The 19,202-nt window shown below is 52.8% G+C and carries 18 protein-coding genes; 16 read left to right on the top strand and 2 right to left on the bottom strand.

Going from position 1 to position 19,202, the window contains the following annotated elements; genetic code table 11:
- Positions 1 to 44 precede the first annotated feature (44 nt).
- From ACW44H_RS04075 to ACW44H_RS04035, 9 genes are all read left to right on the top strand, one after another.
- Positions 45 to 767, top strand: coding sequence for a murein L,D-transpeptidase catalytic domain family protein (locus ACW44H_RS04075; protein ID WP_457507108.1), 723 nt, complete (start codon positions 45 to 47; stop codon positions 765 to 767).
- A 170-nt stretch (positions 768 to 937) separates the two neighbouring features.
- Positions 938 to 2,068 carry a CZB domain-containing protein gene (locus tag ACW44H_RS04070; RefSeq protein ID WP_457507106.1) on the top strand — a complete coding sequence of 377 codons (1,131 nt, stop codon included), beginning with the start codon at positions 938 to 940 and terminating at the stop codon, positions 2,066 to 2,068.
- Between the two features lie 173 nt (positions 2,069 to 2,241).
- On the top strand, positions 2,242 to 3,261 hold the full coding sequence (locus ACW44H_RS04065) for a patatin-like phospholipase family protein (RefSeq protein ID WP_457507104.1): 1,020 nt from the start codon (positions 2,242 to 2,244) through the stop codon (positions 3,259 to 3,261).
- Positions 3,262 to 3,619: 358 nt separating this feature from the next.
- Positions 3,620 to 4,972, top strand: a complete 1,353-nt coding sequence (locus ACW44H_RS04060; RefSeq protein WP_457507102.1) for an MFS transporter — start codon at positions 3,620 to 3,622, stop codon at positions 4,970 to 4,972.
- Positions 4,973 to 5,054: 82 nt separating this feature from the next.
- Positions 5,055 to 6,335 (top strand): nitrate regulatory protein, encoded by a 1,281-nt coding sequence (locus ACW44H_RS04055; RefSeq protein WP_113268833.1) that lies wholly within the window; start codon positions 5,055 to 5,057, stop codon positions 6,333 to 6,335.
- 108 nt (positions 6,336 to 6,443) lie between these two features.
- Positions 6,444 to 7,130, top strand: coding sequence for an SDR family oxidoreductase (locus tag ACW44H_RS04050; protein WP_457507100.1), 687 nt, complete (start codon positions 6,444 to 6,446; stop codon positions 7,128 to 7,130).
- Positions 7,131 to 7,284: 154 nt separating this feature from the next.
- On the top strand, positions 7,285 to 8,277 hold the full coding sequence (locus ACW44H_RS04045; RefSeq protein ID WP_113268831.1) for an LLM class flavin-dependent oxidoreductase: 993 nt from the start codon (positions 7,285 to 7,287) through the stop codon (positions 8,275 to 8,277).
- A 59-nt stretch (positions 8,278 to 8,336) separates the two neighbouring features.
- Positions 8,337 to 8,840 (top strand): N-acetyltransferase family protein, encoded by a 504-nt coding sequence (locus ACW44H_RS04040; protein ID WP_457507097.1) that lies wholly within the window; start codon positions 8,337 to 8,339, stop codon positions 8,838 to 8,840.
- A 189-nt stretch (positions 8,841 to 9,029) separates the two neighbouring features.
- Entirely contained in the window at positions 9,030 to 10,709 is a 1,680-nt protein-coding gene (locus ACW44H_RS04035; RefSeq protein ID WP_457507095.1) for a sensor domain-containing diguanylate cyclase, read from the top strand.
- Here the strand turns inward: ACW44H_RS04035 and ACW44H_RS04030 are convergent.
- Together ACW44H_RS04030 and ACW44H_RS04025 are read right to left on the bottom strand one after the other, a co-directional pair.
- Positions 10,673 to 11,236 carry a DUF1415 domain-containing protein gene (locus ACW44H_RS04030; RefSeq protein WP_457507093.1) on the bottom strand — a complete coding sequence of 188 codons (564 nt, stop codon included), beginning with the start codon at positions 11,234 to 11,236 and terminating at the stop codon, positions 10,673 to 10,675. The genes ACW44H_RS04035 and ACW44H_RS04030 overlap by 37 nt on opposite strands.
- A gap of 120 nt (positions 11,237 to 11,356) precedes the next feature.
- The gene (locus tag ACW44H_RS04025) at positions 11,357 to 12,043 is read right to left on the bottom strand and encodes a GntR family transcriptional regulator (protein ID WP_457507091.1); all 687 of its coding nucleotides are present in this window, start codon (positions 12,041 to 12,043) and stop codon (positions 11,357 to 11,359) included.
- Between the two features lie 179 nt (positions 12,044 to 12,222).
- Between ACW44H_RS04025 and ACW44H_RS04020 the strand changes: the two genes are divergently transcribed.
- The 7 genes from ACW44H_RS04020 to ACW44H_RS03990 all read left to right on the top strand — a co-directional run bounded on the left by ACW44H_RS04020 (position 12,223) and on the right by ACW44H_RS03990 (position 19,201).
- On the top strand, positions 12,223 to 12,807 hold the full coding sequence (locus tag ACW44H_RS04020; protein WP_113268826.1) for a chromate transporter: 585 nt from the start codon (positions 12,223 to 12,225) through the stop codon (positions 12,805 to 12,807).
- Positions 12,804 to 13,334 (top strand): chromate transporter, encoded by a 531-nt coding sequence (locus ACW44H_RS04015; protein ID WP_457507089.1) that lies wholly within the window; start codon positions 12,804 to 12,806, stop codon positions 13,332 to 13,334. Before ACW44H_RS04020 ends, ACW44H_RS04015 begins: the two co-directional genes overlap by 4 nt.
- A gap of 140 nt (positions 13,335 to 13,474) precedes the next feature.
- Positions 13,475 to 14,467: a Bug family tripartite tricarboxylate transporter substrate binding protein gene (locus ACW44H_RS04010; RefSeq protein WP_457507087.1), complete on the top strand. Its 993-nt coding sequence runs from the start codon at positions 13,475 to 13,477 to the stop codon at positions 14,465 to 14,467.
- A 40-nt stretch (positions 14,468 to 14,507) separates the two neighbouring features.
- Positions 14,508 to 15,488 carry a Bug family tripartite tricarboxylate transporter substrate binding protein gene (locus ACW44H_RS04005; protein WP_113268824.1) on the top strand — a complete coding sequence of 327 codons (981 nt, stop codon included), beginning with the start codon at positions 14,508 to 14,510 and terminating at the stop codon, positions 15,486 to 15,488.
- A 60-nt stretch (positions 15,489 to 15,548) separates the two neighbouring features.
- Complete coding sequence (locus ACW44H_RS04000) at positions 15,549 to 16,019, top strand: tripartite tricarboxylate transporter TctB family protein (protein ID WP_113268823.1); 471 nt, start codon at positions 15,549 to 15,551, stop codon at positions 16,017 to 16,019.
- A 13-nt stretch (positions 16,020 to 16,032) separates the two neighbouring features.
- A complete protein-coding gene (locus ACW44H_RS03995; protein WP_113268822.1) occupies positions 16,033 to 17,547 on the top strand; it encodes a tripartite tricarboxylate transporter permease in 1,515 nt (504 codons plus the stop codon).
- A 46-nt stretch (positions 17,548 to 17,593) separates the two neighbouring features.
- The gene (locus tag ACW44H_RS03990) at positions 17,594 to 19,201 is read left to right on the top strand and encodes a gamma-glutamyltransferase family protein (protein ID WP_457507084.1); all 1,608 of its coding nucleotides are present in this window, start codon (positions 17,594 to 17,596) and stop codon (positions 19,199 to 19,201) included.
- Position 19,202: the final 1 nt, after the last annotated feature.

Here is a 19,202-nt window from a genome sequence, read left to right as displayed (position 1 = left end):
GCTACTTTTCATCATGACTGATAATGCTTGTAGGATCGACTTTTATGGCTCTTCGTTTAAACGTTGCCACGTTATTATTTTCTCTACCTTTTACGTTGCTTACGTTACCGTTACACGCAGACAGCTTCTTTTCTCAGGTTAATTCTGCACCACCTTCCGGTGTGCTGCCTTTACATCATCAGTTACTTCAGCTGGCCCCCCAGGCGAGCCCTGACGCACTGCGGCTAGCCGCACAGGCACTTAACTGCGCGGAGCCCAATGCCGAGCGCCTTGCAGTGATCGATTACTCACTGCCGTCTACCGAACCACGCCTGTGGGTATTCGATTTACGCCAGCATAAGCTGCTTTTCGAAGAGCTGGTTTCTCACGGTCAAGGGTCTGGCGACGCCCAAGCCGAAACGTTTTCCAATACCCCCGATAGCCACCAATCAAGCATCGGGCTGTTTCGTACCATGAACAGTTATTACGGGCGCAATGGTTACTCATTGCGCTTGGAGGGCCTTGAACCCAATGTCAACGACATGGCGTTTGAGCGCGCTATCGTGATCCACGGTGCCGATTATGTAAGCGACGCGTTCATTACCCAAACAGGGAGATTGGGGCGCAGTCATGGCTGCCCGGCGGTACGTGTAGAGGTAACTTACCCGCTGATTGACAGCTTAAAAGAGGATCAATATGTCTTCGCTTATTATCCTGATGCAGAGTGGCTTACCAGCTCTACGTTTCTAGGCTGCACGGCAGCTCCCGCACAGCTAGCCCGGCGCTAACGCTCTCTAGTCTCCTGCAAGGAGGAACATTAACAAACTCAGCCTCAAAGGCGATCAATAGTTGAATTTTTTCATCTTCAGCCGCTAAAACAGGCGTTCAAGGGAACCCTCTGCAATACTTTGTGACAAATCAACACAAATTATTGCTTACTGCCGTAGGTGTCTCTGACATGTTCACCTTTATGCACCCTTACCAAAAAATTCGCCGCCTGGAACAGGAGGTTGCTGACTTACGCGCTCAGCTTGAAGCCGCTACCCCTTCCCCCAGCCGCCGTCTGTTAAGCCTAATGAAACCGGCGCAATCAATCAGCATATTACAAGCGAGAGGGGCCGATATGCTGGCCTCTTTAAATAACGGCGTTCAAGAATACGCCGACCAGCTTGCCGGTGAACGCTCCACCTTAACGGAGACGCTTAACCTGATTGTTAATGCCGAGCAAGCGGTCAATACCCTTCTTCAGCGATGCCATGACACTGAACATACCGAAGCGTTATCCGCCTCGCCGTTAGTAACGACGAGCACCCTTCAAGCACTGAAACAGCTGCAGGTTGCGCTCGCTCGTAATGCGGACAGCGCCCAAGCGTTAGCCGTTAGTACGGCGCTAGAAACGGCTCATAGCCAAGGTCTTCTTGAGCCGGCTGGCTCAGCGAGCCAGCAGCCACCAGGGCTAGCAACCATTGCGGATGATGCACACCGCTTAGCACTTGATACGCACCAATTGAGCCACCAGCTCAGCGTGCTGATGGAGCAAGTGAATTCTCAAGTTAAAGAACACTCGCATGCCATAGCTAAAAAGCGTCAGGCTGACGATGAGATTGCCCACTCAGCGCATGCAGCCAAGCAGGCGTTGCATCAGCTTGCTGATCAAACACAGCATATGCACAAAGTGATTCATAACAGCGCCACCGCTGCATTTTTACACTCTGCAAAGCTAGACCATGCGGTGTGGAAATATCGGCTTTATAAGCAGCTGTTGTCTGCAAGTACGGACATTCCACTGGAAGACTATCATCAATGTCGTTTAGGCCGCTGGCACCAGCATGGTGAAGGCTACCAACGCTACGCACGTTCCGAAGCTTATCGAGCGTTGGCGGCGCCGCATCGTCGAATGCATGAAAGCGGCGCAGAGGCACTTAAGTTTGCCCGCCTGGGAGATCACAACGGTCAGTTAGCTGCCTTAGGCGTGATGGAAGAAGCCAGCCAACAGCTTGCTCTTCAATTGGATAATCTGATGGAACACGCTATCTACGAGGTACCTTACTCGTCCAGTCACCACTCACCTCTCGCGGGGGCACCTTAAGAAGACAACAATATTTAAACGCCCCTTGGCTTAAGCACAGCTCCCCGGGAGCTGGCTTTTGCATGCCTATCGCAGAGGAGCCAGCTAACTAGTTTTTCGTTTTCTTTGACCGCCTATGCCATGCTGGTTTCATTGCAATCAGTCTTCTCACCAGTGGTAATGGGAAAAAGTACATGACACAGGTCAAAAAGCTGGACCTCGCATTGCAAGGCGGCGGTGCCCACGGGGCCTATACCTGGGGCGTCATTGATCGCCTTCTGGCGGATGAGCGAATTGAAATTGAGGGTATCAGCGGCACCAGCGCCGGGGCAATGAACGGCGTAGTGATGGCCGATGCGCTAACAAGGGGAGATAAAGAAACGGCTCGACAAGCGCTGCATGATTTTTGGCAAGCCGTTAGCCGAGCGGGTATGGCAAGCCCGATCCGCCGTACGCCCATGGATATATTGACGGGCAACTGGAGCCTGGATCACTCACCCGGCTTTATTGCCATGGACCTGTTAAGCCGTGTGGCCTCCCCCTATCAACTCAATCCGCTCAACATTAATCCGCTTCGCGATATCGTCGCCAGCCATATCGATTTCGAGCGCGTGCGCCAATGTGAACAACTTAAGCTGTTTGTAGCGGCGACAAATGTGCGAACAGGTAAACAGCGCGTTTTCCGGCGCGAGGAAATGAGTGTTGATGCTGTCATGGCCTCTGCCTGCTTGCCCTTTCTGTTCCAGGCTGTAGAAATCGACGGCGAAGCGTATTGGGACGGCGGCTATATGGGTAACCCGGCATTATTCCCTCTGATGGAAGAGTGCAGCGCACGGGACATTCTACTCATACAAATTAACCCCATCAGCCGTAAAGAGGTGCCCACATCAGCTTCGGCTATCATGAACCGCCTCAACGAGATCACCTTTAACTCGGCGCTCATTAAAGAGATCCGCATGATTGCGCTGCTTAAGCACGCGCTCGATGAGCAGGGCATTGTCAACTGCTATCAACAGGCATTGTTTCACCGTATTAGCGGTGAACTAGCCCTTGAAGGACTTTCCGTCTCCAGTAAATCCAATTCCGAGTGGCCTTTTCTATGCCACCTATTTGAGCAGGGTCAGGCCGCTGCTGAACGCTGGTTAAGTGAACACTTCGATGCCATAGGCCACCACTCTACGCTCGATATAGATACCGTTTACCTACATGAATAACGCGCTAAGCGTGGCGTCATGGTTCAATGTTTTCACCGGGCCTTCCTGACTAGCACCAAGATGCCGCAGAACATGCTCTGCATGCCCAATTATGCAGCATATTCACGACTTCCGTTGACTTCAGAAAACTCAATAACAAATTAACATTTTGATTTTTAAAAACAAATAATAAACTGGCAAACTACCTGCATGACGCTTACCAGTGGTGGTAGGCGTGGACCAGGCCCAATGGGGTACGAGTGCGTCGAGCCTGACCTTCAACGATGAAGGCATGTTCTCGTCAATTGCTGGCGCGACACGCTAATTTCCTGCGTTTTGCGTAGCGATCAACTCGTTTTATGCCCCGTGAGGCCATCCCATGGACATACGCAATAAAGCAAACCGCATTCGGCTATTTAACTTTTCCACCCCTCAAATGCGCGCTTTCCATTTTTCGTGGTTTGCGTTTCATATCTGCTTCTTCGGCTGGTTTGGCATCGCCCCTCTAATGGCGATCGTTCGTGAAGACCTTTCGCTTACCCAAACACAAATCGGCAATACGATTATCGCGTCGGTGGCTATCACGGTGATTGTGCGCCTTGCGATTGGCGTGCTATGCGACCGCATTGGTCCGCGTAAAACCTATACCGGCTTACTGTTACTAGGCGCCCTCCCCGTAATGGGCATTGGCTTAGCAGATAGCTTTGAAACCTTTCTACTGGCGCGTTTAGCCATTGGTGCTATTGGCGCCTCCTTCGTGATTACTCAGTACCATACCTCTATGATGTTTGCCCCCAATGTAGTCGGCACCGCCAACGCTACCAGCGCCGGGTGGGGTAACCTGGGCGGGGGTACGACACAAATCCTAATGCCACTGATTTTCTCAGGCATGCTGATGCTAGGTGTTAACGAAGCCTTTGGCTGGCGGCTGGCAATGATGGTACCTGGCGTGGTTATGTTCTTTACCGGTATTGGTTACTGGCTTTTCACCCAAGACGCGCCTAACGGGAATTTCAGCGAGCTGCGCGCCCGGGGTGAGTTGCCTGAAGCAAACGGTGAAAATGGTGCCAAGCAGAGCTTTCTAGCCGCCGCTAAGGATATTCGCGTTTGGGCATTGTTCGTTGTATATGGTCTCTGCTTTGGGGTGGAGCTGACGATCAACAATATTGCAGCCATCTACTTTTTTGATAAGTTTGATCTTACCCTGGCCACGGCAGGCCTCATCGCGGGCTTATTTGGCCTAATGAATATTTTTGCGCGCACCCTGGGCGGCGTCTTCTCGGATCTTTTCGCTAAGCAGGGCGGCTTAAAAGGACGTGTGCGCTGGCTTTTCATTGCCTTGATTTGCGAGGGCATCGCCTTGGTAGCGTTTTCGCAAATGCATGTGCTCAGCCTCGCGATTGGCATCATGTTGGTGTTCAGCCTGTTTGTGCAGATGGCCGAAGGCGCCACTTATGGGGTCGTTCCGTTCATCAATAAAAAAGCGCTGGGCGCCGTCGCTGGTATTGTAGGCGCTGGAGGCAATGTGGGCGCCGTCGGCGCGGCATTTCTATTCCGTAGCGAAAGCCTCAGCTACCAGCAGGGCTTGTTCTATCTAGGGCTAACGGTGCTTGTGTTGGCATCCTGTGTTCTGCTGGTACGCTTTAGCGATGCCACCGAAGCCGAGGAGGCTAAAGCCTACCGCGATGCGGTTGGTGACGACGTTGGGGCGGGCGCACTTTCATTACGTTAAGCTTACGACTAGGCGCTCCCATGTAGCTGATTAGCCACAGGGAGTGCTTACTTTTGGGCGGCGAGTCATTGAGGAAATATTTATGTCTTCAGCGCAGCAACTGCTCTTAACCGCCATCCGTTGCGATATCGACAATCTTACGCATCTTGCCACTGCCGCCGATATTGTCGGTGATATCAGCCACTTTATTCATATGCTCCAGCGTGAACGGGGCGCATCGACGATCTATCTGGTGTCTCACGGACAACGCTTCAAAACCCGCCGAGACACCTACCGGCAGCATAGCCAACAGGCCGAAACGTTAATGCGCCAAAGGCTGGAAGCACTCAGCCAAGAGGCCCGGCCCCAGGCAGCCGCTCGCTTACTACGTCGTATTGCCGCCGTTTGGTATGCCCTCGACGAACTTGGCGCGCTTCGCCAAGCCATCGATACCTTTGCGATCACCCCTGATGCCGCCACTCAGGCTTTTAACCAACTGACCAGTGGATTGCTGGCGATTGTATTTGAGGCCGCTGACACCTCTATCGACCCCGACATTACCCGTACCTTAGTCGCCATTTTCCATTTAATGCAGGGCAAAGAACTGGCTGGCCAGGAGCGCGCCTGTGGCGCATTTGGCTTTACCCACGGCCACTTCGATGAACCCCACCGCGCCCTGCTCAATCAACTGATGACGGATCAGCAGCGCTGCTTTGACACTTTTGTGGAGTTTGCTACCCCTGAGGCGCAACTGTCATGGCAAAAAGAACTTTCACCGCGCACACTCGCAGGCATTTGCCACCTGCGCGACATCGCCTGCCAGCGCTCTACTGCAGCGCAATCGCCGCCCAGAGAAACGCCTGATACGCTGGGTGAAACTTGGTACGAACTGACGACGCTGCGTATCGACTCGATAAAAACGGTTGAGGAGGCGCTCATCACACAGTTGAGTGCGCTTTGCCACCACAAAATCAACCAGGCAGAGGACGCCTTAAAAAAAGCCCAGGCGGAGCCCTGCCGCCCTACGCCCGCTCCTTGCGAGCAACTACTGGCGCTGAACGTTGCGCCACTCGGCGATCTGACCGCCAGCGCACTCACCTCGCCGTTAGGTCGCTCACTTATTGAACTCACCCAGGCCCAGGCCAGCCGTTTACAAGGGCTTAGCGATGAGCTGGAAAACACCCGCAAGGCGCTGCGTGAACGTAAACTGATTGAGCGCGCCAAGGGGCTTATCATGGCCCACCAAGACATGAGCGAAGAAGAGGCCTATCGTTTCTTGCGTAAAACCTCAATGGATCAAAGCAAAAGCATGGCGGATATGGCCCAAGCGATTCTCGATCTCTCTTCAATGTTAAAACGCAAAGAGGAGACACATTCCCGCTAGCGGAAATCAGCAAAGCGTTACTAAGCTGGTTAGGCGTATGTTTGCAGGATGTCGACACCTTAGCCATGCTAAAGGCCTACCTCACTAAACGAGCAAGGAGTGCTATCTATGCATCATGGCGTGCTATTAATTACCGGCGCATCCAGCGGCATCGGCGCAGCTACCGCCCGAGCTGCCTCACGGGAAGGTTATAAATTGGTTTTGGCCGCCCGTTCTAAAGATAAACTCAACGCGTTAGCTCAAGAACTCGGACCGGAAAACGTGCTGGTTTGTGAGCTGGATGTCGCCAATTTTGAGCAGCAGCAGGCCATGGTAGAACATGCGCTTGAGACCTTTGGTCGCCTGGATGCTATCTTTGCCAACGCTGGACGCGGCGGCTCCCCCGGCGGTTTTAGTAGCGCCGACCACGACGCATGGCGTGAGATGATCCTTACTAATATTTACGGTGTCGGCCTTACTATTCAGGCCTGTTTGCCCGCCCTTAAACGCAGCAAAGGCCATGTCCTATTAACGGGCTCAGCAGCAGGCCGCACGACCATCCCAGGCTCGATGTATAGCGCTACCAAGTGGGCGGTGACTGGCATTGGCTATAATCTTCGTGAAGAGCTACGCGGCACGGGCATGCGCGTGACACTTATCGAACCGGGGATGGTCGACACTCCCTTTTTTGATGAACCGCCGGAGCATGCGTTAGAAGATCGCGATATCGCTAATGCAGTGGTGTATGCGCTTTCACAGCCTGCCCACGTGGACATCAATGAAATCCTTATTCGCCCAACCCCACCGCTTGAGTAAGCGGCAAGCGCCATGCGGACCAGCACTTGCCACGTTCCCACCTGTGTAACCTACACCTTGTAATTCATCTGCGCTGGCCGCATAACGTGATATTACCAAGCGCGCTAAGTAATTAATGATGCTACGCGCCCACGAATTAACTTGCAGGTGAACCATGAGCCAACTCGCTTCCACGGCGCTTTCCGTCCTTGATCTGGCCCCTATCCGCCAGGGTGGCAGCGCCGCTGACACTTTTCGCGACAGCGTTTCACTGGCGCAGTTAACCGAGCGGCTCGGTTATACCCGTTACTGGCTAGCCGAGCACCATAATATTGCGGGTATTGCCAGCGCCGCGACCGCCGTACTCATCGGCCATATTGCCGGCCAAACAACCACACTCCGCGTTGGCAGTGGCGGCATTATGCTGCCTAACCATCCGCCACTGGTGATCGCCGAGCAGTTCGGCACCCTGGAAACGCTCTACCCCGGCCGTATCGATTTGGGCTTGGGTCGTGCGCCCGGCTCAGACGGCGCCACCATGCAGGCGATGCGTCGCAACGCTCATGCCGGGGTAGACGATTTCCCACAGCTACTTAATGAGTTGCGCAGCTACTTAGCCGATGAAACCCCTCATCAGCGTGTGAAAGCAGTGCCTGGACAAGGTACCCATGTGCCTATTTGGCTGCTGGGCTCCAGTGGCTACAGCGCGCAGTTGGCAGCCAAGTTAGGCTTGCCCTTTGCGTTCGCTGCTCAGTTTGCGCCGGGGTATTTATTTGAGGCTCTGCGTTTATACCGCGATAATTTCCGTCCCTCAGAACATCTGGATAAGCCCTATGCCATGGTGGGCCTGCCAGTGATGGCTGCTGAAAGCGATGCGATGGCGCATTACTTGGCCACCACCGCACAACAGAAGTTTCTAAATCTTATTCGAGGTAAGCCGACTCAGTCTCAACCACCGGTTGAACAACTGGACTGGTCGCCGGTAGAGCAGGCTCAAGTCAGTCAGTTTTTGGGCGCTGCGATTATCGGCGGACCGGATACCGTTAAAGCAGGACTCGAGGAGTTCCAAGCACAAACCGGCGCCGATGAGCTAATGATAAACAGTGATTTTTATAATCATGCTGATCGGCTGCGCAGCTACGAGATTGTGGCTGAAGCCGCTCGCTAGGACGTAATGAGACGCTCAAGGGTCGCTTTGAAGTTGTTCACAAGTATCGCTGGGAATTTATGACCTCATTAACCTTTACTCCGATGTCCGACGATGACTTCGCCAGTTTTTGGCCAACGTTCCAAGCTGTTGTCGCGGCGCAAGAAACCTATGCGATTGATCCGGCTATCAGCTTCGAAGCCGCCCGGAAGCTATGGTGTGTAACGCCGCATGCAAGCTTCACGGCCAAGGATGAAAGTGGCCAATTGCTGGGGGCTTATTACTTAAAAGCCAATGCAGCAGGCCCCGGCGACCATATATGCAATTGTGGTTATATGGTATCTCCCGCCGCGCGCGGAAGAGGAGTCGCACGCGCTATGTGCGAGCATTCACAACAGCAAGCTAGAGAATTAGGGTTTATGGCCATGCAGTACAACGCCGTGGTGGCGGCGAATGAAATTGCGGTTGCGCTATGGCTAAAGCTGGGATTTAGCATTGTAGGCACCGTTCCTAACGCTTACCGCCACGCTCGCCTTGGCCTTGTCGATGCCCATGTCATGTACAAGGCGCTTAATGAAGGCTAGTCACATTACCCTCCCTCTCGTTTGAATACCGACTACTTAGGAGTTTTAGCGTTATATAAACGTTGAGCAACTCCACAGCTTTTCCGGTAAGGTTTATTATTTAACGTAGGTTAAAATAGCTGGCTGTTTATTACCCACAGGCCGCAGCCGCCATTTGGACACACGACTTACACGGGAAAGCATCTGGTAATGTTTGTTCTTTCTTCGCTTATCTCACGCTTCTCACTGCGCTCGCGCTTTATCGCCTTGATTGCCATATTAGTCTTTGTTACTGCGCTGCTACTTGGTTGGGTGACGTCCCGTGAATCGGCCCAGCAGATGGAAGCCAACATTGGTAATGCGGCGGCAGAATCAGCCTACCAGATGGTCGATAAGCTGGACCGCAGCATGGATTCACGCATCAAAGATGTAAAATTGCTGCTTGGCATACAAGCCCTCACTAATGGTGCTGACAAAAGCGTACTGCGCGAACAATTAGAGCTCTTACAAAGTAACCATAATGTTGTCTCGTGGATCGGTTTCACTGACCCAACAGGGACAGTGCAGGCTGCCACGGGGGGTATCCTTGAAGGGCAATCGATTGCCGCCCGGCCTGTTTTTCTTGAAGGTCGCCAATCGCTCTGGGTAGGCGATGTGCATGAGGCCGTGCTACTGGCCCAATTGTTGCCCAATCCCAGCGGGGAAGCCCTTAAATTTGTCGATATTGCTACTCCGGTGCATGATTCGCAGGGGGAATTTCTAGGCGTGCTGGCAGTCCATTTGAGCTGGGAGTGGGCCGAATATATTCAGCAATCCATGTTTTCTCCTGCCCAGCAGCGGCAAGATACCGAGCTGTTACTGCTTTCAGCTGATGGCACTGTGCTGTTAGGGCCAGAGGCGCTTATTGGCCAATCATTAAACAGCCTGAAGCATATAGCTGGCCCCACCCGAACATCGCCACAATGGGCCATTGAAACGTGGCCCGATGGCGAGCGCTACGTGACAGGCTATGCCTGGAGCAGCGGTTTTGAAGACTTTCCTGGATTAGGCTGGATAGCCGTTAGCCGTAAACCAGTGACTTCCGCTTTTGCGCCTGTAGAGGAGCTGCAAACAGCCATTATGGCAATAGGTATCGTACTGGCACTGCTGTCTGCAATAATTGGCTGGTTGACGGCATCAAGAATGGCAGCGCCGCTTACCCGTTTAGCGAGAGCCGCCGATCAAATGCACGATGGCGAACATAACAATTTCATTCCTCTCGAAAGTGGTTCCCCGGAACTTAAACGATTATCGACCTCTATGCGTGACATGGTTAGCCGCTTGCTGGAACAGCGCAGCACTATCAATCGCTTAGAAGACTTAGCCAATACCGATCCGCTGACGGGCCTGCCTAATCGTGCATTTCTAACTCAGTATTTGCAGCTTGCAATACCTGAAGCGCAAAGAAATCATCAAAGTATGGTGGTCATTTACATCGACTTGGATTGCTTCAAGCAGGTCAATGATGAATTAGGCCACCATGCGGGCGATTTACTGCTGATTGAGATCACTCAGCGATTAAAAAATGCACTGCGCAGTGGTGATGTAGTCGCTCGTTTAGGTGGCGACGAGTTTGTTATGGTGCTTAAAACCAAGCCCGAGCATCTGGAGATGCTATCCCATGAAATTAGCAGGCGTTTGTTAAGCTCTATCTCCCAGCCCATTTTATTACCTGAAAACGAGCAGGCACGAGTTGGCTGTAGTTTAGGTGCCGCTTGGTGGCCTCAACACGGGCACGATATTAACGCTGTGTTCCAGCTTGCAGATGATGCGCTGTATGCTGCCAAAGCTAAAGGCAAGAATCAGCTCGTTATTCACTCCCCTTCACTGCCCACTACAAAACAACGCTGAAGCTGCTGTTCAGCGGTAACGCTGCCCATCGCTGTTAACTTGGCAATATTGCGCTCGGGAATAGCGTCGGTATCACCGTAAAACTCAATGGCCTTTTCGACACTCTCTTCACGCAGCAGATGAACCATGGCGTAGGGAGAACGATTGGTATAGTTGGATGCATCATCCGACTCAGCCCCGTCAAAACAGTAGTCGGGATGAAAGGTGGCTAGCTGATAGATCCCTTCATACCCTTGGTCGACCAAGATACTTTCAGCAAGCTCGACGAAATCCAGGTAGTGATCAAAGTTTTTAAACAGCGTTGGAAATACCAATAGCGTCGTTTCAGTGTCGGGATGCTCATCCAGCCACTGCACTTCAACCATCAGCTCTTCCAGCGCCACTTCCATTTTTTTTGAGCGCACCACTTCCACGCGGATCGTTTCTCGCTCCAACTCTCGCTGTGCAAAGGGGCAAATATTCTCCGCCACGATAAAAGTGCGCACCCAGGTTAGGGTTTGCGCCACTATTTGGTTATCGGTATGCATAGCACCCTGCCCTCTAGATCAGTAAGTCGGTAATGACGATCCTATTATGTGCGCAGCAGTTTACACACTGGCTATGTGCTATGTCGTGGCTAACTAACGCCTAGACCGCGATACGGCTCGCTACGCATGCTCTTGATAACGCTTTAGAGCCACTTCATAAGATTTATGGATATGGTCATCCATCAACTCCCGCGCGGCTTTGGCATCACGCTGTAGTGCCAACTCCACGAGCTGATGATGCTGTTCGTCAAGCTCTTGACGAATCGTCGGCATTTTGGGCCCTAGACGGCGATAACGATCGAACTGGTCATGCAACTGCTCAATAAAGCGTAACAGCCAAACTGAACCACACGGCGCCACTAAGGTGCGGTGAAATTGCGTATGTAAATGTTCCCACTCTTCCCCTTTATCTAAGGTGATATCGGCCCGCTTCAGACGATGCGCTGCAGCTAATAAATCAGCCTCCCAGAGCGAGTCACCATGAGCAATGGCACGTTCAAGCGCCATCCCCTCCATTTCAAGGCGCATCTGGGCAATATCATCCAATTCATCCCGCGATAGCTTCGGCACACGAAAACCGCGTTGGTTTTCTTGAACCAAGAGTCCATAAGCCGCCAATTTATTAAGCGCTTCCCGTAATGGACTCAAACCGACTTGGTAGTGCTCTTTAAGCGAATTAATAGCGAGCTTTTCGCCGGCGACAAAGCGCCCCCCAACCAAGTCCTTGCGTAAATGATCAAACACACGACTCGATGCCGTACCAGTTGGCCCGACGGGCGTTGCTGTCTTAGGTACAGAACTACTCATGACAATGTCCTTTTTTCATCACAATTTTTACTGTCCATTCTATTTTTCAATGTTGACGTCGGATCAGGCACTACCTATATTCTATTTTAGACAAGATAATCGATTTTTTAACCTACAAACGATAAATAAGGTCTAGGCATGCTTCTGATTTCCGCATTGGCTTGGTGGGATACGCATCCATGAAAAAACGGGGCGCCTCCTGGCAGCTATTTTGGGCTTTTTTCCGTGTAGGCATCTTTGGATTTGGTGGCGGTCCCGCCATGATTCCCTTAGTGCATGCAGAAGTTGTCACCCGTCACCACTGGCTAACCGATGAAGAGTTCGCCGATGTACTGGCGATTGGCAATACATTGCCTGGCCCGATTGCCACGAAGATGCCAGGTTACATTGGCTACCGCGTTGGCGGAGTAACGGGTTGTATCGCCGCGGTTATTGCCATCATCTTCCCAATGATAGTGGCGATGATTGTCATGTTAGGCATTTTTAGCCGATACCGCGATATCGCGTGGATTCGTGGCATGGGCCAAGCGGTAGTGCCCGTCGTCATGGTGATGATGGCCCAGCTCACCTGGGACTTTTTTGATAAATCCAAGGCCGCGCTTGGCTGGTGGGTCAGTATTGCCATGGCCTGTGTTGCGGCTGGCCTCATTTACTGGCTCGGCATCCATCCAGGCTGGGTAATTGGCGCCATTCTCGTTGCCGCCCTGCTACGCCCTTCCGGCACTAAACCGACGGGTGCGAAGAAAGCGGAGGGTAACGCGTGATTTATTGGGAGCTCTTCTTAGCATTTTTTATTCCGAACATTATCGGTTATGGCGGTGGTCCCGCCATTATTCCGCTGATTGAAGCCGAAGTCGTCGGTCGATATGACTGGATGACCGCACAGACGTTTGCAGAAACGCTTGCGTTAGGCAACGCCCTGCCAAGCCCTATCGCAACCAAGATGGCAGGCTATGTAGGCTATGAAGTCGCTGGCATTGGCGGCGCCTTCATCGCTGTGGCCGCTACGGTTATCCCTACGTTGCTTTTGATGCTGGGCGCGTTAGGACTGCTATACCGCCATCGCGATTCCCCTCGGGTTAAGCGCATGAGCCAATGGGTTCGTCCGGTCATTGCCATGATGATGGCGTGGTTAACCTTGGGTTTTCTACTCGAAAGCCTTAACTCAAGCGGGGCTATTCATACGCTGATTATTGGCGCAGTCGCAGCGATCGCCCTGATTCGCTTCAATACCCACCCTGCGTTTGTGGTCATGGGCGCTCTGGTTTATGGAGGGCTCTTTCTCGGCTGACACTCACTGCCGCACAGTCTTATAAAACCGGATTGTGCTGTGACAACAAGAACCCGATAACGGGACCACGCGCTCACCACGTCGCTGCTTTACGGGCGGCATCCCATAACACCAAACTCAATCTATAAAGGTGTAAAAGAATGACGCGTTCAACATTGACTCTAAGCACTACGCTAAAAACTGCCATCGCCGCCATCGGACTTGCGTCTGGTTTGGCAATGACGACGACCGCGCAAGCAGACTATCCCGAGCAGGATGTGCGCTTGATTATTCCTTACGGTCCGGGCGGCGCAACGGACATCCTGTTCCGGCTGATTTCCCAAGAGGCTGAAAAAACGCTGGGTGAATCCATTGTGCCCGTCAATATGGCAGGCGCAGGCGCAACACTAGGTTCACGTAATGTGAAGGATGCCGATCCGGACGGCTATACGCTGCTTGGCAGCCACGACACCATTGCGCTGTCAAAGCTAGCAGGCACCGTCGACTACTCCTTTGATGCCTTCGAACCCATCGCGCTGCTCACCCAAACCATCAACATTCCCACCGCACATGCCAATCATCCCGTGCAGAGCGCTGAAGAAATCGCTGACTACGTGAGTGAAAACCCAGGCCAAGTGCGTTTCAGCATGATCCCAAGCTCTACGGATCACTTCTTCTGGGCACAGTTCTTCCAGGAAGCGGGCATCGATATGGCCGATGTCCGCCTAGTCGGCTACCCCGATACCGGCGAGCAGGTTTCAGCCTTGATGGCGGAAGAAGTCGATTTCGCTATGTTCAACCTGCCTTCTGGCGGTGCCTTCTTTGAAGACGGCACCTTCCGTGCTCTTGGCATCGCCCATCCAGAACGTCTCGATAGCATGCCGGATGTCCCTACCCTGCGCGAGCAAGGTATTGAGATGGATCACTCCACCAGCCGTGGAGTTTTCGCCCCCAAAGGCACGCCCCAAGAAGTCGTCGATACTATCGCTAATGCTTACGAGCAGGCCCTGGAAAACGAAGAAGTACAGAGCCGTATCGAAAACGAGTTTGGCTCGGTCGTGAGATTTCTAGCGGGCGAGGATTATCAGGCATTCCTGGATGAAAACGAAGCGGCGCTAAGTGCGGCTGCCGAAAACATCGATTTCCAGAACTAATTCATACAATTTTTGCATCAATATTTAAGAGAGCAAACACATGATAAATCCTGTGAAATCACGTTTTTTAGTAGCCACGATGGCAGCGATTAGCATTGGAAGTTTCACCGCCGCCAGTCACGCTGATGAGTTCCCAACGCAAGATATTCGTATGGTTATTCCTTATGGTCCTGGTGGGGCTACGGATATCATTTTCCGTTTGGTTTCCCAAGAAGCGGAAAAACACCTTGGGGTATCGATTGTTCCCGTCAACATGGCTGGGGCTGGAGCGACATTAGGATCTCGCAACGTAAAAGATGCCGACCCCGACGGCTATACCTTGCTTGGCAGCCACGACACCATTGCGCTTTCCAAATTAGCCGGCATGGTCGATTACTCCTACGACGCCTTTGAGCCCGTCGCTTTGCTGACTCAAACGGTCAATATTCCAACTACTTACCCAGGACACCCTGTCGAAGATGCTGGTGGAATGGCTGATTACATTCGTGAGAACCCAGGCGAAGTCCGCTTCAGCATGATTCCCACCTCAACTGATCATTTTTTCTGGGCGCAGCTCTTTGAGGCGATCGACGTCGACATAAGCGATGTGCGGCTAATTGGTTATGCCGACACAGGTGAGCAAGTGTCAGCACTAATGGCTGAAGAAATAGATTTTACCATTACTAATATCCCATCGGGCGCATCTTTTTATGAGAATGAAACGCTTCGCCCGCTTGGTGTTGCTCACTCTGAACGGCTGAATGGTTTAGACAACGTGCCAACGCTTAATGAGCTAGGCATCGATATGGAAAACGCCACTAGCCGCGGTGTGTTTGCGCCTAAAGGAACCCCTCAAGAACGTATCGATATCATCGCAGATGCCTACGAAAAAGCGCTTCAAAACGAAGAACTGATTGCTCGGATTGAGAATGAATTCGGCTCTGTTCCTCGTTTCCTTGCTGGCGAAGATTATCAGGAGTTCCTTACGGAAAATGAGGAACGACTGGCGGAAGCCGCTGATGATATTGATTTCGACAGTTAAGCCTCTCTCCGCATGCCAGCACTATTGGCATGCGGTAGAGATTGCTAAGGAGAGTTTTGTATGCTGACGCTAACGAAAGACCGCGCTTTGGCGCTGGCGCTGCTTTTGATTGTAGCTGTCATGTGGGTGGAATCAGGCAGTATTGCCCCGCCTACCAGTTGGCAACCTTACGGGTCAGCGCTGTTCCCACGCATTTTATTGGTGGTGATTGGTATTTTTTCATTGCTGATTTTGGTGCGCTCGCTGCTGGTAAAAGTGCCGGAGCGACCAGGCGCGAAACAGCTCATTGGTGAGTGGTTTCAAAGCCGACGCACCATACTTGCGCTGTTTTTACTCTTTGGGCTGTATGCAGCGCTACTGCCTGTGGTGGGCTATATCGCCGCAACCATTGGCTTTCTTGTTACCTCGCTCGCGCTGTTGATGGGTGTTGATTCGCGACGCAAATGGCTGATCAACCTCACACTGAGCTGCTCTTTGGCGATCATCATCTTCGTTGTTTTCCGCTATGGCCTGAATGTTTGGCTGCCTTAACCTGGAGTAAATAATGACGAACTTTTTCCTCCAAGCGCTCGCTGAGGTCGGCACGCCATCGGTATTGGGCTTGATCGTTATTGGCGTGTTATTTGGGATTATTGGCGGCAGTATTCCTGGCTTTACCGTCACCATGGCTATCCTGGTGGTCTTCCCTTTCACCTTTGCAATGGATCCGGTGAGTGGTGTCTCGTTAATGGTCGGTGTTTTCGTGGGGGGGTACTCGGGCGGCATTGTGTCTGGCGTAATGCTCGGCATACCCGGCACGCCCTCTTCAATCACCACCGTTTATGACGGCTACCCAATGGCGCAGAAAGGTGAGCCTGGTCGCGCACTAGGCATTGGCGTTGCCTCATCGTTTCTAGGCACCATTATCAGCGTCGCAGTACTGGTCTTTTTCGGCCCTTTAATCGCCAATTTCAGCATGAACTTTCGCCCCTGGGAGATCACCGCGCTGATTGTTTTCGCCTTGACACTGGTGGCAGGTCTTTCCAGTGGCGCTCTGCTCAAAGGCTTAATGGCAGCGGCGCTAGGGCTTTTAATTACCACCGTGGGTTATGACCGTAACAGTAATCTTCGCTTTGATTTTGGCTTGCCTGCCATGGGCTCTGGGTTTGAAATCCTTCCTGTGATGATCGGTATATTTGCTTTCTCTCAACTGCTCGGAAACATTGAAAAGCTCAAAGATGAGAAAAGCGAAACCAAAAAAATCGATACCAATGTGACGATTCCCTACGGCCAAATCATCAAAGATATGGCAGGACAAAAGCTTAATACGCTTCGCTCTTCATTAATTGGCAGCTTAGTGGGTGCGCTGCCCGGTACGGGCGGCACCGTGGCAAATTTCTTGAGTTACGATCAAGCGAAGAAATTCTCTCGTCGCCCGGAAGAGTTTGGTACTGGCATCCCTAGCGGCATCGTGGCTTCAGAAGCCTCTAATAGCGCGGTGGCGGGTGGTGCGTTCGTGCCCACGCTGGCACTGGGGATACCGGGCGATTTGCCCATGGCGATCATGATGGGCGTGCTGATTTTGCACGGTATAACGCCGGGGCCGATGATGTTTGAGCAGAACCCGGTACTGGTGGGCGCCATTTACGCTAGCCTGCTGATCGGCGCGGTAGTCATGGTACTTTGCAACCTGCTGCTGGTGCGCTGGTTCGCCAAGATATCGCTGATTCCTCAACAGATACTCGTACCCGTCGTGCTCATGCTGTGTGCCATTGGCGCTTATGCCCTGAATAACAACCTGTTCGATATTTGGGTGTTGTTCATCTTCGGGATTATCGGCTATCTGCTTTGGAAAGCTGAAGTACCGCTAACGCCGCTGATACTCGGCGTAGTGCTTGGCGACAACCTTGAACGCCAGCTATTCCGCGCCCTCGAGCTTAATGAAAGCTGGTTGACGTTTTTAACTCGGCCACTCTCCGCGCTTTTCCTGGCACTCGCCGTCGCTTCGATACTGTTTTCGCTCTATCAGGATCGCAAGATCCAGCGTTTAAGAACTGCAGCTCAGCGAGAAAATGTATAGCTCATCAATAGCTTATATCAAAAACACCGCTCATAAGGATTCTGGCATGCAACACGATGCTCTTTATTACCCCAGCGCTTCACGCCGCATGGCAACGTTTGGTAAGCGTGGCATGGTCGCCACTTCGCAGCCGTTAGCGGCGCAGGTGGGTATCCGTATTTTGCAACAAGGGGGAAATGCGATTGACGCCGCGATTGCCACCGCGGCTGCGTTAACGGTGGTCGAACCTACTTCGAATGGGATCGGCAGCGACGCTTTTGCGATTGTCTGGGTCGACGGCAAACTGCATGGCCTCAATGCCAGCGGCCCAGCACCACAAGCAGCGACCATTGAAGCCTTAAAAGCGCTCGGCCATGAGGCAATGCCCAACCATGGCATGCTGCCAGTCACCGTGCCCGGCGCCCCCGCTGCCTGGGCGGTGCTTTCCGAGCGCTTTGGTAAATTGCCGTTCGCCGAATTGCTGGCCCCGGCGATTGCGCTAGCCGATGAAGGTTTCCCCGTCTCTCCCGTTATTCATCAAATGTGGAAGGAGGCCTTCACTACTTATTCGGCCTATAGCGAGGCTTCCTTCAAGCCCTGGTTTGATACGTTCGCTCCCGGAGACCGAGCACCGGAAGCTGGTGAACTGTGGCGCTCGGAAGGCCATGCTAAAAGCCTTAAAGCGATTGCCGATACCCACGGCAAGGCATTTTATGAGGGCGAATTGGCGGAGGCTATCGACGCCTTTTCCCGCGAGCATGGCGGTCTGTTGCGCAAAGAAGACTTGGCGGCTTACCAGCCGGAGTGGGTCGATCCGATCAGTGTGCGCTACAAAGGCCACGATATTTGGGAAATCCCCCCCAACGGCAGCGGCATGATTGTACTGCAAGCGCTGGGTATGCTTGAACGGTTGGGCGAACAAGGGTATGACGCAGTTGAAACCCTGCACCGTCGTATTGAAGCCACCAAACTGGCTTATGTTGATGGCTTTGCGCACGTTACCGACCTTGAGGCCATGCGCCCCACTATTGAGCAGATGTTGGATGACGATTACTTAACATCACGCGCCGCCCTGATCGGTGAACAAGCGGTTGATCCGGTACACGGTAATCCCATCCAAGGCGGTACCGTCTACCTAGCCACGGCTGACAGCGATGGCAACATGGTGTCGCTGATCCAGAGCAACTTCAAAGGCTTTGGTTCCGGTATGGTCGTTCCCGGCACGGGTATCAGTCTGCAAAACCGCGGCTGGTCCTTCTCTCTCGACCCGCAGCACCCCAACGCGCTTGCCCCCGGCAAACGCACCTACCACACCATTATCCCAGGCTTTATCACCAAAGATAACCAAGCCGTTGGGCCGTTTGGTGTGATGGGTGGCTATATGCAGCCCCAAGGTCATGTGCAAGTAGTGACGGCCATGCTAGAAGATCAACTGAATCCCCAGGCGGCACTTGATATGCCGCGCTGGAAATGGACCAAAGGAAAAACCATCGAAGTCGAAGCCGATTTCCCCAACCACTTAGCGCTTGCCCTGGCCCGCCGTGGCCACGACATCGTCAAGGTCGCAGACTCTATCAGCTTTGGCCGTGGCCAAATCATTCTGCGCGACCCTAAAACCGGCGTACTACAAGGCGGCACCGAGCCCCGTACCGACGGGGCAGTGGTTCCCTGGTAAG

Source organism: Vreelandella sulfidaeris Esulfide1, from assembly GCF_054072535.1.
This window is presented reverse-complemented; position numbering and strand designations above follow the sequence as displayed.